This window comes from Streptomyces sp. f51 (genome assembly GCF_037940415.1).
In the GTDB taxonomy this organism is placed as follows: Bacteria; Actinomycetota; Actinomycetes; order Streptomycetales; family Streptomycetaceae; genus Streptomyces.
In genome coordinates, this window is sequence record NZ_CP149798.1 from 6,234,166 (window position 1) to 6,248,269 (window position 14,104).

Sequence of the window (14,104 nt, forward strand, 5' to 3'; positions counted from 1 at the left end):
GCGGACGCTGCTGTGGATCGGACCCCGCGTGTGCTCATCGCGGCGGACAAGTTCAAGGGATCGCTGACGGCCGTGCAGGTCGCGGAGCGGGTCACGGCCGGACTGCGCCGGGCCGCGCCGCACGCCGAGATCGAGTCGCTGCCCGTGGCGGACGGCGGGGACGGCACCGTCGACGCGGCGGTCGCGGCCGGATTCGAGCGGCGCGAGGTGCGCGTCGCCGGACCGCTGGGCCACGAGGTGACCGCCGCGTTCGCGCTGCGCGGGCGGACCGCGGTCGTGGAGATGGCCGAGGCGAGCGGGCTGCAACGGCTGCCCGAGGGCGTCTTCGCCCCGCTCTCGTCCTCGACGTACGGCACGGGCGAACTCCTGCGCGCCGCGCTGGACGCCGGTGCCGACACCATCGTCTTCGGCGTGGGCGGCAGCGCGACGACGGACGGCGGGGCGGGCATGCTCTCCGCGCTCGGCGCGCGCTTCCTCGACGCGGAGGGCGAGCCGGTGGCTCCCGGCGGTGCGGGTCTGAGCGAGCTGGCCGCCGCCGATCTGTCCGGCCTCGACGAACGGCTCGCCGGCGTCGACCTGGTCCTCGCCAGTGACGTGGACAACCCGTTGACCGGCCCCCAGGGAGCGCCCGCCGTCTACGGCCCGCAGAAGGGCGCCGGTCCCGACGACGTGGCGGTGCTCGACACCGCCCTCGCCCACTTCGCCGGTGTCCTGGAGAAGGAGATCGGGCCGGGGGCCGCCGGGTACGCCACCGCGCCCGGCGCCGGCGCCGCGGGCGGGGTCGGCTACGGGGCTCTGGTCCTCGGCGCCCGCTTCCGGCCCGGTATCGAGGTGATGCTCGACGTGCTCGGCTTCGCGCCCGCACTGGAACGGGCCACGCTGGTGATCACGGGCGAGGGATCGCTGGACGAGCAGACCCTGCACGGCAAGGCGCCCGCCGGGGTCGCCGCGGCGGCACGGGCGCGGGGCAAGGAGGTCGTCGCGGTCTGCGGCCGTCTCGCGCTCCCGCCCGAGGCGCTGGGCAGGGCCGGCATCCGCCGGGCGTATCCGCTCACCGAGGCCGAGCCCGACATCGCGACCTGTATCGCCGACGCCGGACCGATCCTGGAACGCGTGGCGGAGACCATCGGGCGGGACTTCCTGGTCTGAGCCGCCCGGCCCGGCCCCGGCGCCCTCGGGGTCCCCGGGTTCACCGTGCCGGCCCCGTCCCCGTGACCGCCGTGGCGCCCGCCAGCCGGTAGGCGTCCAGGGCCAGCGTCATCTCGATCAGGTCGCGGGGGCGGGCCAGTTGGCGTGAGGTCAGCTGTTCCAGCCGGCGCAGCCGGTTGAAGACGGTGTTCCTGTGGCAGTACAGACGTCCCGCCGCGCGCCCGGCCGACCCCTCGCAGGCCAGCCACATGTCGAGCGTCTCGATCAGCACCGCCCGGTCACCGGGTTCGAGCTCCAGCAGGGTGCCGAACACGTCCGACACCAGCCGCCCGGCCAGCTCCGGCTGGCTCACGACCAGGGCCGTGGGCATCCGCTGATCGAGGCGTACGACACCGGTCGCGTCCGGCGGACAGGTGCGCAGCGCCAGTTCGGCCCACCGCCGGGCCCGCCCCAGCTCGCCCAGTCCCGACACCACGGGCGAGATGCCGCCCGGGCCCGACCGCCGGCCGTCCAGCAGCCGGGCCACCCCGTCCAGGCCCTGCCCGGAGTCCAGCGCCACCACCGCGATCTCGCAGTCGGCCCGCATCCGCCAGATGAACCGCAGCCCGGCGCCCACCACCGGCCGGACGCAGACGTCCCGTCCGTCGTGACGCTCGGTCCGCAGCACGACGACGGCGTACGGTCCGTGCTCGGGCAGATCGAGCCCGGCCGCCGCCCGTGCCGCGAGCCCCGGCGCCTGCTGGCCCTCCAGCAGGGCGTCGAGCAGCGCCATGCAACTGTTCGTCGGTGCGCCGCCGCAGCTCCCGTTCGGTGGCGAGGTAGGACTCCGAGGCGGTCGCGGCCTGCGCGTCCACGGCCGACCACACCATCGTGGCGCACCGCATGAGCACCCCGAGCCGCTCGGGTTCACGGCTTGCCGCGCTCTCCATCAGCGCGTCCCACACCAGATAGCCCGCGGCCCGGTAGGCGTGCACGAGGAGTTCGAGCGGCAGCCCCTGGTGGGCCCGTCTCCGGCCCGCCTCCTCGGCGTGCTCCAGATCGCGGCGCGGTGAGTCCCGCGGCGCGGAGATCGCCTTGATGCCGATGCGCATCGCGGTCTCCGCCTCCCGCCACTGCTGGTCGTACGGCAGCACCTGTCCGTAGACGGGGGAGTACTCGGTGAGCTGCCTGACGTGCTCGTCGACGAGCTCGGGCAGCCGTTCCAGCAGAGCCGCACACGACTCCGCGAGCAGCTTCCAGTCATGACCGGTCCGCGGTCTGCGCCCTCCCATGGCCGGAGGATGCCACCGGGACCCGGGGTCGCACGGGCCCCTGACACGCGGTGTTGTGCGCGTGCACAACCGGCGGGCGCCACCGGTGGGCTCCCGCCGCGTATCCGCCGCGGCCCGTGGACGGGGGTGTCCGCCGGTGCTGAGGTGAGCGCCACACCGAGCGAGGACAAGGGAGATGCCATGGGCGGTTCCGCTCTGCTCGTGCGGGAACTGTCGGTCGGATACGGCCCCGTACGCGCACTGCGTCAGGTGTCGCTCGACGTGCCCGAGGGAACCGTGGTCACGGTCCTCGGCGCCAACGGAGCGGGCAAGTCGACGCTGCTGCGGGCGGTGTGCCGGACCCTCTCCTTCCACGGGGGAGCGGTCACCGGCGGCACGGTCACCCTCGGCGGCCGTCCCCTCGACCGGCTGCCGCCGGACCGGGTGGTGGCCGCAGGGGTGTCCCAAGTCCCGGAAGGACGACGGGTGTTCGGCCGGATGACGGTCGCGGACAATCTGTGCGCCGGGGCACTCGGCGGCACCGGTGGCCGGGCCGGCAGGGCGCGCGCCCTGCGGCGGGTGCACGAGCTGTTCCCCGTGCTCGCCGAGCGGGCCGAGCAGCGGGCGGGACTGCTGTCCGGCGGGGAGCAGCAGATGCTCGCGGTCGGGCGGGCGCTCATGGGCGCCCCGAAGGTGCTGCTGCTCGACGAACCCTCCCTGGGGCTCGCCCCGTTGATGGCCGCCCGGATCGCCGACACCGTGCGCGAGATCAACGAGCAGGGCACCTCGGTCCTGCTCGTGGAGCAGAACGCCGCCCTCGCCCTGCGGCTCGCGTCGACCGCCTACGTCCTGGAGGTCGGCGAGGTCACCCTGTCGGGCCCCGCGGACGAACTCGCCGCCTCCGACGAGGTGCGCCGCCGCTATCTCGGCGTTGTCGACGAGGACGCCGCCGCGGACGGAGGGACCACCTCGCACGGCCTCCCGTCCCTGTCCCGCTGGAAGGGGTGAACCCATCGTGGAAGAAAGCGACTTCACCGCGGCCCGTGTCGCCGGGGATCCAACGACCGCGCCCCGGAGCCTCGTTCGGGAGGGCGTGCCCTCCGGCATCCCTTCGCTCGACGTCCGGGACGTCACCGTGCGCTTCGCCGGGCTGACCGCTCTCGACGCGGTGAGTTTCACCGTCCGGCCGGGCACCGTGCACGCCCTCATCGGTCCCAACGGCGCGGGCAAGTCGACCTGCTTCAACGTGCTGTCCGGTGTGTGCCGGCCCGCCGCCGGAAGTGTCCGCCTCGGGGAGCACGAGCTCACCGGCCTGCCGCCCCACGGGATCGCCGGGCTCGGCGTGGCCCGCATCTTCCAGAACCTCGCGCTGCCCCCGCACGCCACCGTCGAGGACTGCCTGATGCTCGGCCGCCACCGGCTGACCCGCGCCGGATTCCTCGCCGCCGGGCTGCGGCTGCCCTCCGCCGCCCGCGAGGACCGGCGCCACCGTGAACGCGTTCGCGAGATCGCCGCGTTCGTGGGCCTGGAGCGGCAACTGGCGCGGCCCGCCGGTTCGCTCCCGTACGGGCAGCAGAAGCTCGCCGAACTCGCCCGGGCCCTGTGCATGGAACCCCGGGTCCTGCTCCTGGACGAACCCGTCGCCGGCATGACCACAGGCGAACGCCGCCGTACCGCCGCGGTCGTCGCGGGGGTCCGCGACAGCCTCGGCATCTCGATCGTGCTCGTGGAACACGACATGGGGGTGGTGATGCGGCTCGCGGACGCGGTGACCGTACTCGACTTCGGGCGCCGGATCGCCGACGGCGCCCCCGCCGACGTACAGAACGATCCGGCGGTCGTCCGCGCGTACCTGGGCGAACGCGCCGAACCGGAGGAGACCCCGTCATGAGCACCTTCACCGAACTCCTGCTCAACGGACTGTCGTTGGGCTCCGTCTACGCCCTCATCGCCCTCGGATTCGTCGTCATCTTCCGGGCCACCGAGGTCGTCAACTTCGCGCACGCCTCGCTGCTGCTCGCGGGCGGCTACGTCACCGCCACCCTCCACGACGACATCGGCTTCTGGCCCGCCCTGCTCGCCGGGATCGCGGGCGCCGCCCTGGTGGGGGCCGCCGTGGAGTTCCTGGTGATGCGCCGCTACCGCGGCTCCGACCAGAGCGTCCTCGCGATCGTCACCATCGGCGTCGACATCCTGCTCACCACCGAACTGACCCGCCGCATCGGTACCGACGTCCTGGCGCTCGGCGACCCCTGGGGCGACGCCGTCCTCACCGTCGGACCCGTCTCCGTCGCCCACACCCGGATCGCCGCCTTCGTCACGGCCTCGCTGCTCATCACGGCCTTCCTGCTGGCCTTCCGGTACACGTCCTGGGGCGTGGCGATGCGCGCCGCGGCCGAGAGCCGGGAGACCGCGGCCCTGATGGGCGTCCGGCTCGGCCGGGTGTCGCTCGGGGCGTGGGCCGTGGCCGGCGGTCTCGCGGCCGTCGCCGCCCTGTTCCTGACCGTCTTCCCGACCCCCGGACTGGAACGCGCCACCTCGCTCGCCGCGCTCAAGGCGTTCCCGGCCGCGATCCTCGGCGGCCTGGACTCGACGACCGGCGCGCTGGTCGGCGGACTCCTCGTCGGCGTCACCGAGTCCCTGGCCACCGGCTACCAGAGCGACCTCACCTTCCTCGGGCGCGGTCTCGGCGATCTGGCGCCCTACGTGGTCATGGTCGCGATCCTGCTCGTCCGGCCCGCCGGACTGTTCGGCACGAAGGAGCTCGCCCGTGTCTGAGGTCCTCACCCACGACGGGCCGGACAGCGCGTCCCGCCCCGCCCGCAGGCGCCCGGCCGTCCGGCTGCCCGCCGCCCGGACCGCGATCGGGGCGGCCTGCGCCGTCCTGCTGCTCGCCCTGCCCTTCTACGTCGACCGCTTCTGGCTGGAGGCCGGACTGTTCGCGATGGCGGCGGCGATCGGCGCGATCGGCCTGAACCTCCTGACCGGCGCGACCGGGCAGCTCTCCATGGGCCACGCGTTCTTCCTCGCGGTCGGCGCCTACGGCTACTGCGTGTTCGCCGCCGACGGGCGCGACGGGCCGGTCGGCCTGGGTCTGCCCGCCTGGCTCGCGGCCGTCCTCGCCGTGGCCGTCTCCGGGATCGCCGGGGGCCTGTTCAGTCCGATCGCCGGACGGCTGCGCGGCGCCTACCTCGGGATCGCGACCCTCGCCCTGATCTTCATCGGCCAGCACGTCCTGTTCAACGCCCGGGATCTGACGGGAGGCTTCAACGGCCGGGACGTACCGCCGCTGAACCTCTTCGGCCTCACCTTCGACGACCGCGAGCTCGTCGTCGCCGACGTGCCGTTCGGCTCGGCCGAGAAGCTCTGGTACGTGGGCCTGCTGCTGCTCCTCGGCTGCGCCCTCTTCGCCCGCGGGGTGCTGCGCGGGCGGCCCGGCCGGGCCATGAACGCGATCCGCGACCACCGGATCGCGGCCGGGGTGATCGGCGTGCCCGTCGCCCGCTACCGCGCCGGCGTCTTCGTCCTGTCCTCGATGTACGCGGGCCTGGCCGGGGTGCTGCTCGCCCTGGTCTTCCAGCGCACGGTGCCCGACTACTTCGGGATCACGCTCTCGCTCGACTACCTCGCCATGATCGTCATCGGGGGGCTCGGCTCGGTCGCGGGGGCCGTGGCCGGGGCCGCGTTCGTCTCGCTGCTGCCCCAGCTGCTGACCCGCTACAGCGACACCCTGCCCCTGGTCTCCGACCCGGGCACGGGCGGGATCGTGCCCGGCGAGGCGGCCCGGTACCTGTACGGCGCCGCCGTCGTGGCGGTGGTGCTCTTTCTTCCGGGCGGCCTGGTCAGGACGGCCGCCCGGCTTCGCGTCACGCCCCGTCCCGGGGCCCGCGACACGCCCCGTCCCGGGGCCACCGAAGGGGAGGAACGATGAGAACCGCACGTACCGCGAAGCTGGCCGCCGGGGCGCTGGCCGCCCTGCTCGTGCTGGCCGGATGCAGCTCCAAGGCCAAGGACGGCGGAGGGGACAAGGCGGGCGCTGGCGGGGTGCGGACCGGCGAGGGGATCTCGGGGAAGACGATCAGCCTCGGGGCGCTCACCGACATGAGCGGTGTCTACGCGACGCTCGGCAAGAGCGTCACCCAGGCCCAGCAGCTCTATGTGAAGCAGACCAACGCCGCCGGCGGCGTCTGCGGCTACAAGCTGGCGCTGACGGTCCGCGACCACGGCTACGACCCGCAGAAGGCCGTCTCCGGGTACGCGGAGCTGGCGCCGAAGGTGCTCGGCTTCACCCAGTTCATCGGCTCGCCGTTCGTGGCCGCCGTCAAGCAGCGCATCGACGGCCAGGACAAGGGTCTGGTCCTGCCGCAGGCCTGGTCGGCGACCCTGCTGGGCAGCCCGTACATCCGGCCGATCGGCTCCACGTACGACATCGAGACGATCAACGCGATCGACTTCCTGATGAAGGAGAAGGGGCTGAGGAAGGGCGACAGCATCGGCCACGTGTACTTCGAGGGCGACTACGGGGAGAACGCCCTGACCGGCTCCCGGTACATGGCGAAGCAGGCGGGGCTCAAGGTCGTCGAGCAGAGGATCAAGCCGACCGACAACGACATGACCGGTCAGGTCGTCGCGCTGAAGAAGGCCGGGGTGAAGGCCGTCGTGATCAGCGCGGGCCCGCGGCAGGCGGCCTCGCTCGTCGGGGTCGCGGCGGCCCTGAAGTTCGACGTGCCGGTGATCGGCAACAACTCGGCGTTCGCCCCGCAGCTCCTCGCCACCGCCGCGGCCCCGGCCCTGGAGGCGAACTTCTACGTGGCCAACCCCTCGCTGCCGATCGGCGCGGACACCCCGAAGGCCAAGAAGCTGGTCGCCGACTACAGGACCGCCTATCCGAAGGACGCCCTCGACAACGGAGTGGTCGCCGGCTGGACGGCCGCGTCGGCGTTCGGCGAGGCGCTGAAGAAGGCCTGCGCGGCCAAGGACCTCACCCGTGAGGGCGTCGACAAGGCCCTGCTGACCATCGACGCGTTCGACCCCGGATTCGGCGTCTCCCAGAACTTCACGGACCCGAAGTCGGCGTCGTCGAAGCAGAGCGTCATCCTCCAGCCCGACAAGAACGCGGTGGGCGGGATGAAGGTCGTCCGCGAGGCGGAGACCTCGTCCGTCGCTCAGGGGTACACACCCGGCGCCTGATCCCGGCACGCGCCCCGCGCACGATCCTCCGCGCCCCGGCAAACGCAAGGGCCCCGAACCGTCTGGTTCGGGGCCCTTCGGCGTACTGCGGGGTGTTACGGGAGCTGCGCGGCGCGCGCCTCGCGGCGGTTGCCCCGGAAGTTGTTCACCCGGCGGGCCGTGGCGAACAGCGGGATCACCGCGCCCATGACCAGCTGAAGCGCGCATCCGGTCTGGAGGAGCAGCTGGCCGCCCGGGGCGTCGAACGCCCACGCGGCCAGGAGACCCATCGAGAGCACGATCCACGAGAGCATCGCGACCGCGAGGCGGCCCCGCGGCTTGGGGTACTCGACCCGGCTCACCATCAGCCAGGCGGTGCCCATGATCGCCATGAGCGTGGCGACGAAGGGCAGCTCCAGCAGGATGATCGAGACGACCGTGAGCGCGCCGAACGGGCTCGGCATGCCCTGGAACGTGCCGTCCTTCACCGTGACGCAGGAGAATCTCGCGAGCCTGAGCACCACGGCGAGCAGCACCACGATCGCTCCGACCGCCGCCACCTTCTGGTAGGCGTCGTCCGCGACCATGCCGTACACGAGCACGAAGTAGGCCGGTGCGAGCCCGAAGCTGATCAGGTCGGACAGGTTGTCCAGCTCGGCGCCCATGGGGGAGGAGCGCAGCTTGCGGGCCACCAGACCGTCGAACAGGTCGAAGATCGCGGCGCAGAGCATCAGGATCACGGCCGTGGCGGCGGAGTGACGGGCCATGCCCGACTCGTCGCTGCCCGTGAGGTGCGGGATCAGGATGCCGGTGGTGGTGAAGTACACCGCCATGAAGCCGCACGTGGCGTTGCCGAGCGTGAGCGTGTCCGCTATCGAGAGGCGGAGCGAGAGAGGCATCTCCTCCTCGTCGTCCAGCTCATCGGCCTCCGGCACCCAGCCGGCCTGTGTCTCGGGATCAATCACGGTCAATTCGAGTCACCCCAGCCACGGTCTTCTGACCGACCTCCACGTCGACCTCGACACCCTCGGGGAGGTAGATGTCCACGCGCGAGCCGAAGCGGATCAGACCGATCCGGTCGCCCTGCTCGACCTTCGTCCCCTGGGGGATGTACGGCACGATGCGACGGGCGACGGCGCCGGCGATCTGGATCATCTCGATGTCACCGAGCTCGGTGTCGAAGTGCCAGACGACGCGCTCGTTGTTCTCGCTCTCCTTGTTGAACGCCGGGACGAACCCACCGGGGATGTGCTCGACCGAGGTCACCGTGCCGGAGAGAGGCGCGCGGTTGACGTGGACGTTGAGCGGGCTCATGAAGATCGCGACGCGGGTGCGCCCGTCCTTCCACGGCATGATGCTCTGCACCACACCGTCGGCGGGCGAGATGACCCGGCCCTGCGTGATCTCACGCTCGGGGTCGCGGAAGAACCACAGCATCCCGGCTGCGAGCGCAGTGGCGGGTACGGCCACGGCCTTGGCCGCGCCGGAACGGCGCGAACGGGCCAGGCTGAGTGCTGCGGTGGCAACGGTCGGGAGAAGCCACGGCGATGCTCCGCGCGCGAGGCGGACCCGGCCGCGAGGTGCAGAGGTTTGGCTGTGGGGCATGGATGACCTTCGTAGCGGATGATGCCGCGCTCGAACGGGGGACGGCGGCTTTCACGCGATCGTACCGGTCGCAGACCGCAACTGGGCAAGCCAAGATGCGGAGTCGACGGCTGAAGAGAGCTGACGGGGTGTGATCTTCTTCGCGATGAAAACACCCCGAACCCGGACATCTAGCCCTGGAGTCGATACTCTTCGAGCAGCCGGCGCCCGATGATCATTTTCTGGATTTCGGCGGTACCTTCGCCGATCAACAGCATCGGCGCCTCACGGTAGAGGCGCTCGATCTCGTACTCCTTGGAGAAGCCGTAGCCGCCGTGGATCCGGAACGCATCTTCCACGACCTCTTTGCAGTACTCGGAGGCGAGGTACTTCGCCATCCCTGCTTCGAGGTCGTTTCGTTCCCCGGAGTCCTTTTTGCGAGCTGCGTTCACCATCATTGCATGGGCGGCCTCGACCTTGGTAGCCATTTCGGCCAGCTTGAACTGGATGGCCTGGTGCTGGGCGATCGCCTTGCCGAAAGTGTGACGTTGCTGGGCATAGGAGACGCCGAGCTCGAATGCGCGCTGTGCGACACCGCAGCCACGGGCCGCGACGTTGACACGGCCGACCTCGACTCCGTCCATCATTTGGTAAAACCCTCGGCCGGTGGTGCCGCCGAGCACCCGATTGGCCGGAATGCGCAGTCCGTCCATGATGAGTTCGGTGGTGTCGACCCCCTTGTAACCCATCTTGTCGATCTTGCCGGGGATGGTGAGGCCGGGGCGGACCTCTCCGAAGCCGGGCTCCTTCTCCACCAGGAAGGTCGTCATCGACTTGTGGGGTGCCGTGCCCTCGGGGTGTCCTTCGTCACTTCGGACGAGAACCGCCACCAGGGTCGACGATCCGCCGTTCGTCAGCCACATCTTCTGGCCGTTGAGAACGTACTCGTCGCCGTCCTTGACGGCCTTGGACGTGATCGCCGACACGTCCGAGCCGAGGCCCGGCTCCGACATGGAGAAGGCCCCGCGCACCTCGCCGAGCGCCATCCGGGGCAGGAAGTGGTCCTTCTGCTCCTGCGTCCCGTGCTGCTTGAGCATGTACGCCACGATGAAGTGGGTGTTGATGATGCCGGAGACCGACATCCAGCCGCGGGCGATCTCCTCCACGCACAGCGCGTAGGTGAGCAGCGACTCGCCCAGGCCCCCGTACTCCTCGGGGATCATCAGACCGAACAGACCCAGCTCCTTGAGTCCGTCGACGATCGCTTGCGGGTACTCGTCGCGGTGCTCCAGCTCGGTGGCGACCGGGATGATCTCCTTGTCCACGAAATCGCGGACCGTGGAGAGGATCTCCTGCTGGACATCGGTCAGACCGGCGGTCTGGGCGAGTCGCGCCATGACTACTTCTCCGTCTTCTTCTCCGCCGGGGCGGAGAGTTCGGGCCGGCCGGGCTGCTCGCCGCCGCGCTCCTTGATGTACGTCTCGGTGGGGACCATCACCTTGCGGCGGAACACGCAGACCAGCGTGCCGTCCTGCTTGTAGCCCTTGGTCTCCACGTAGACGATCCCGCGGTCCGACTTGGACCGGGAGGGCGTCTTGTCGAGGACCGTGGTCTCGCCGTAGATCGTGTCGCCGTGGAAGGTCGGCGCCACGTGCTTGAGCGACTCGACCTCCAGGTTGGCGATCGCCTTGCCCGAGACGTCCGGCACGGACATGCCCAGCAGCAGCGAGTAGATGTAGTTGCCGACGACGACGTTCTTGCCGAAATCGGTCGTCTTCTCCGCGTAGTTGCTGTCCATGTGGAGCGGGTGGTGGTTCATGGTCAGCAGACAGAAGAGGTGGTCGTCGTACTCCGTGACCGTCTTTCCGGGCCAGTGCTTGTAGACCGCCCCGACCTCGAACTCTTCGTAGGTGCGTCCGAACTGCATGGTGCTCAGGCCTCCGGGGCTTCGAACGAGGTGGTGCGCTGCATGCCCGCGGCCCGGCCCTTGCCCGAGATGACGAGCGCCATCTTGCGGCTGGCCTCGTCGATCATCTCGTCGCCGAGCATCGCGGAGCCCTTCTTGCCGCCGGCCTCGGACGTGTAGTAGTCGTACGCGTCCAGGATCAGCTCGGCGTGGTCGAAGTCCTCCTGCGAGGGGGAGAAGATCTCGTTCGAGGCCTCCACCTGACCGGGGTGCAGCACCCACTTGCCGTCGAAGCCGAGCGCGGCGGCGCGCTGGGCGACCGCGCGGTAGCCGTCGATGTTGCGGATCTGGAGGTAGGGACCGTCGATCGCCTGGAGGTTGTTGGCGCGGGCGGCCATCAGGATCTTCATCAGGATGTAGTGGTAGGCGTCCGCCGGGTAGCCGGGCGGCTGCTCACCGACGACGAGCGACTTCATGTTGATCGACGCCATGAAGTCGGCCGGGCCGAAGATGATGGTCTCCACGCGCTGGGAGGCGGTGGCGATCTCGTTGACGTTGTTCAGGCCCTGGGCGTTCTCGATCTGCGCCTCGATGCCGATCTTGCCGACCTCGAAGCCCATCGTCTTCTCGATCTGCGTCAGCAGGAGGTCGAGCGCCACGACCTGCTGGGCGCTCTGGACCTTCGGCAGCATGATGCAGTCGAGGTTCTGCCCCGCGCCCTCGACGACCGTGACGACATCGCGGTACGTCCACTCGGTCGTCCAGTCGTTGACGCGCACGACCCGGGTCTTGCCGGTCCAGTCACCCTCGTTGAGGAACTTGACGATGGTGTGCCGGGCGTCGGGCTTGGCCAGCGGCGCGCACGCGTCCTCCAGGTCCAGGAAGACCTGGTCCGCGGGAAGGCCCTGGGCCTTCTCCAGGAAGCGTGGGTTGCTGCCCGGAACGGCGAGACAGGAGCGCCTGGGACGCAGACGGTTGACGGGCGTGGTCATGCGGGGACCTCCAGGGGGTCGAGCTTGTTCGCTTTGCGGATCTCGTCGACGATACGGCCGATGATTCCGGTGATGTCGAAGTCCTTCGGGGTGAAGACCGCGGCCACTCCCGCGGCCCGCAGCTGTTCGGCGTCCGCGTTCGGGATGATCCCGCCCGCGATCACCGGGATGTCGGCCGCGCCGGCCGCGCGCAGCTTCTCCAGGACGTCGGGGACGAGCTGGGCGTGCGAGCCGGAGAGGATGGACAGGCCCACGGCGTGCACGTCCTCGGCCACGGCCGCGTCCACGATCTGCTCCGGGGTGAGCCGGATGCCCTGGTAGACCACCTCGAAGCCGGCGTCACGCGCCCGCACGGCGATCTGCTCGGCGCCGTTGGAGTGTCCGTCCAGGCCCGGCTTGCCCACCAGGAAGCGGAGGTTGCCGGCGCCGAGGTCCTTGGCGGTCAGCTCCACCTTGCGGCGCACCAGGGCCATCGCGGTGCCCTCCTCCGCGGTCACCGCGACGGGCGCCGAGGAGACACCGGTCGGGGCGCGGAACTCGCCGAACACCTCGCGCAGGGCCCCGGCCCACTCGCCGGTGGTGACACCGGCGCGGGCGCACTCCAGGGTGGCCTCCATGAGGTTGGCGGTGCCCTTCGCGGCCTCCTTCAGCTTCTCCAGCGCCTTGCACGGGCGCGGGTGGTTGAAGGGCGGCTGGTACCGCGTGTCGCGCCAGGTCCCGAGCGCGGAGATCACCCGGGCCTCGACCGCGGGGTCGACCGTCATGATCGCCGCGTCCAGGTCGGCCGTGAGCGGGTTCGGCTCGGTCGACTGGAAGACGTTGACGCCGACGATCTTGTCGGTGCCGCCCTCGATCCGGCCCCGGCGCTCGGCGTGCGAGGAGACGAGCTGCGACTTGAGGTAGCCGGACTCGACGGCGGCCATCGCGCCGCCCATCTCCTCGATCCGCGCGATCTCGGCCAGCGACTCCTCGACGAGGGCGGTCACCTTGGCCTCGATGACGTGCGAGCCCTCGAAGATGTCCTCGTACTCCAGCAGGTCGCTCTCGTGCGCCAGGACCTGCTGGATGCGCAGCGACCACTGCTGGTCCCAGGGGCGGGGCAGGCCCAGCGCCTCGTTCCAGGCGGGCAGTTGGACCGCGCGGGCACGGGCGTCCTTGGACAGGGTGACGGCCAGCATCTCAAGGACGATCCGCTGGACGTTGTTCTCCGGCTGCGCCTCGGTCAGACCGAGGGAGTTGACCTGGACGCCGTACCGGAAGCGCCGCTGCTTGGGGTCCTCGATGCCGTACCGCTCGCGCGTGATCTTGTCCCAGATCCGCCCGAACGCCCGCATCTTGCACATCTCCTCGATGAAGCGGACACCCGCGTTCACGAAGAAGGAGATACGGGCCACGACATCGCCCTTGCGGTCCTCGTCGATCTGCCCGGACGCGAACACCGCGTCCAGGACGGCGATCGCGGTGGACATCGCGTACGCGATCTCCTGGACCGGCGTGGCGCCGGCCTCCTGGAGGTGGTAGCTACAGATGTTGATCGGGTTCCACTTGGGGATGTGGTTGACCGTGTACGTGATCATGTCCGTCGTGAGACGGAGGGAGGGTACCGGCGGGAAGACGTGCGTCCCCCGCGAGAGGTACTCCTTCACGATGTCGTTCTGGGTCGTCCCCTGGAGCTTGGTGATGTCGGCGCCCTGCTCCTCGGCGACGACCTGATAGAGCGCCAGCAGCCACATGGCGGTGGCGTTGATGGTCATCGAGGTGTTCATCTGCTCCAGGGGGATGTCCTGGAACAGCCTGCGCATGTCACCGAGGTGCGAGACCGGCACGCCGACCCGGCCGACCTCGCCGCGGGCGAGGATGTGGTCGGGGTCGTAGCCCGTCTGCGTCGGCAGGTCGAAGGCCACGGAGAGCCCTGTCTGCCCCTTGGCGAGGTTACGCCGGTACAACTCGTTGGACGCCTCGGCCGTGGAGTGGCCGGCGTACGTGCGCATGAGCCACGGCCGGTCCTTCTCACGCCGCCCGTCGGCTGTCTGACGCTCTGTCATGGATGGACC

The 14,104-nt window shown here is 70.6% G+C and carries 12 protein-coding genes and 1 pseudogene; 6 read left to right on the top strand and 7 right to left on the bottom strand.

Annotation, left to right across the window (positions count from 1 at the left end; translation table 11 throughout):
• Nucleotides 1–30 precede the first annotated feature (30 nt).
• A complete protein-coding gene (locus WJM95_RS27030; RefSeq protein ID WP_339135868.1) occupies nucleotides 31–1,149 on the top strand; it encodes a glycerate kinase in 1,119 nt (372 codons plus the stop codon).
• Between the two features lie 40 nt (nucleotides 1,150–1,189).
• Here the strand turns inward: WJM95_RS27030 and WJM95_RS27035 are convergent.
• Nucleotides 1,190–2,420: pseudogene (locus WJM95_RS27035) on the bottom strand (helix-turn-helix domain-containing protein).
• A gap of 180 nt (nucleotides 2,421–2,600) precedes the next feature.
• Here WJM95_RS27035 and WJM95_RS27040 point away from each other — a divergent pair.
• The 5 genes from WJM95_RS27040 (at nucleotide 2,601) to WJM95_RS27060 (ending at nucleotide 7,589) form a co-directional block, all read left to right on the top strand.
• Complete coding sequence (locus WJM95_RS27040) at nucleotides 2,601–3,407, top strand: ABC transporter ATP-binding protein (RefSeq protein ID WP_339132406.1); 807 nt, start codon at nucleotides 2,601–2,603, stop codon at nucleotides 3,405–3,407.
• A 97-nt stretch (nucleotides 3,408–3,504) separates the two neighbouring features.
• Nucleotides 3,505–4,290 (top strand): ABC transporter ATP-binding protein, encoded by a 786-nt coding sequence (locus tag WJM95_RS27045; RefSeq protein ID WP_339135870.1) that lies wholly within the window; start codon nucleotides 3,505–3,507, stop codon nucleotides 4,288–4,290.
• The gene (locus WJM95_RS27050) at nucleotides 4,287–5,177 is read left to right on the top strand and encodes a branched-chain amino acid ABC transporter permease (protein ID WP_339132407.1); all 891 of its coding nucleotides are present in this window, start codon (nucleotides 4,287–4,289) and stop codon (nucleotides 5,175–5,177) included. Before WJM95_RS27045 ends, WJM95_RS27050 begins: the two co-directional genes overlap by 4 nt.
• A 64-nt stretch (nucleotides 5,178–5,241) precedes the next feature.
• Entirely contained in the window at nucleotides 5,242–6,330 is a 1,089-nt protein-coding gene (locus WJM95_RS27055) for a branched-chain amino acid ABC transporter permease (RefSeq protein WP_339135872.1), read from the top strand.
• Nucleotides 6,327–7,589: an ABC transporter substrate-binding protein gene (locus tag WJM95_RS27060; RefSeq protein ID WP_339132408.1), complete on the top strand. Its 1,263-nt coding sequence runs from the start codon at nucleotides 6,327–6,329 to the stop codon at nucleotides 7,587–7,589. The genes WJM95_RS27055 and WJM95_RS27060 overlap by 4 nt, the downstream gene beginning before the upstream one ends.
• Nucleotides 7,590–7,684: 95 nt before the next feature.
• Here WJM95_RS27060 and pssA read toward each other — a convergent pair whose 3' ends face one another.
• From pssA to WJM95_RS27090, 6 genes are all read right to left on the bottom strand, one after another.
• A complete protein-coding gene (gene pssA / locus WJM95_RS27065; protein WP_339135874.1) occupies nucleotides 7,685–8,503 on the bottom strand; it encodes a CDP-diacylglycerol--serine O-phosphatidyltransferase in 819 nt (272 codons plus the stop codon).
• A gap of 22 nt (nucleotides 8,504–8,525) precedes the next feature.
• Nucleotides 8,526–9,173, bottom strand: a complete 648-nt coding sequence (locus tag WJM95_RS27070; RefSeq protein ID WP_078943298.1) for a phosphatidylserine decarboxylase — start codon at nucleotides 9,171–9,173, stop codon at nucleotides 8,526–8,528.
• A gap of 170 nt (nucleotides 9,174–9,343) precedes the next feature.
• Entirely contained in the window at nucleotides 9,344–10,549 is a 1,206-nt protein-coding gene (locus tag WJM95_RS27075; protein ID WP_037621472.1) for an acyl-CoA dehydrogenase family protein, read from the bottom strand.
• A gap of 2 nt (nucleotides 10,550–10,551) precedes the next feature.
• Nucleotides 10,552–11,079, bottom strand: a complete 528-nt coding sequence (locus tag WJM95_RS27080; RefSeq protein WP_339132409.1) for a MaoC family dehydratase — start codon at nucleotides 11,077–11,079, stop codon at nucleotides 10,552–10,554.
• Nucleotides 11,080–11,084: 5 nt separating this feature from the next.
• Nucleotides 11,085–12,050, bottom strand: a complete 966-nt coding sequence (locus WJM95_RS27085) for a CoA ester lyase (protein WP_339132410.1) — start codon at nucleotides 12,048–12,050, stop codon at nucleotides 11,085–11,087.
• Entirely contained in the window at nucleotides 12,047–14,095 is a 2,049-nt protein-coding gene (locus WJM95_RS27090; RefSeq protein ID WP_339132411.1) for a protein meaA, read from the bottom strand. The genes WJM95_RS27085 and WJM95_RS27090 overlap by 4 nt, the downstream gene beginning before the upstream one ends.
• Nucleotides 14,096–14,104: the final 9 nt, after the last annotated feature.

What these genes read in the sequence shown, in the direction of transcription:
- WJM95_RS27040 (WP_339132406.1), top strand. Translation starts at nt 2,601, where the DNA reads ATGGGCGGTTCCGCTCTGCTCGTGCGGGAACTGTCGGTCGGATACGGC.
- WJM95_RS27050 (WP_339132407.1), top strand. Translation starts at nt 4,287, where the DNA reads ATGAGCACCTTCACCGAACTCCTGCTCAACGGACTGTCGTTGGGCTCC.
- WJM95_RS27060 (WP_339132408.1), top strand. Translation starts at nt 6,327, where the DNA reads ATGAGAACCGCACGTACCGCGAAGCTGGCCGCCGGGGCGCTGGCCGCC.
- WJM95_RS27070 (WP_078943298.1), bottom strand. Translation starts at nt 9,173, where the DNA reads ATGCCCCACAGCCAAACCTCTGCACCTCGCGGCCGGGTCCGCCTCGCG.
- WJM95_RS27075 (WP_037621472.1), bottom strand. Translation starts at nt 10,549, where the DNA reads ATGGCGCGACTCGCCCAGACCGCCGGTCTGACCGATGTCCAGCAGGAG.
- WJM95_RS27080 (WP_339132409.1), bottom strand. Translation starts at nt 11,079, where the DNA reads ATGCAGTTCGGACGCACCTACGAAGAGTTCGAGGTCGGGGCGGTCTAC.
- WJM95_RS27085 (WP_339132410.1), bottom strand. Translation starts at nt 12,050, where the DNA reads ATGACCACGCCCGTCAACCGTCTGCGTCCCAGGCGCTCCTGTCTCGCC.
- WJM95_RS27090 (WP_339132411.1), bottom strand. Translation starts at nt 14,095, where the DNA reads ATGACAGAGCGTCAGACAGCCGACGGGCGGCGTGAGAAGGACCGGCCG.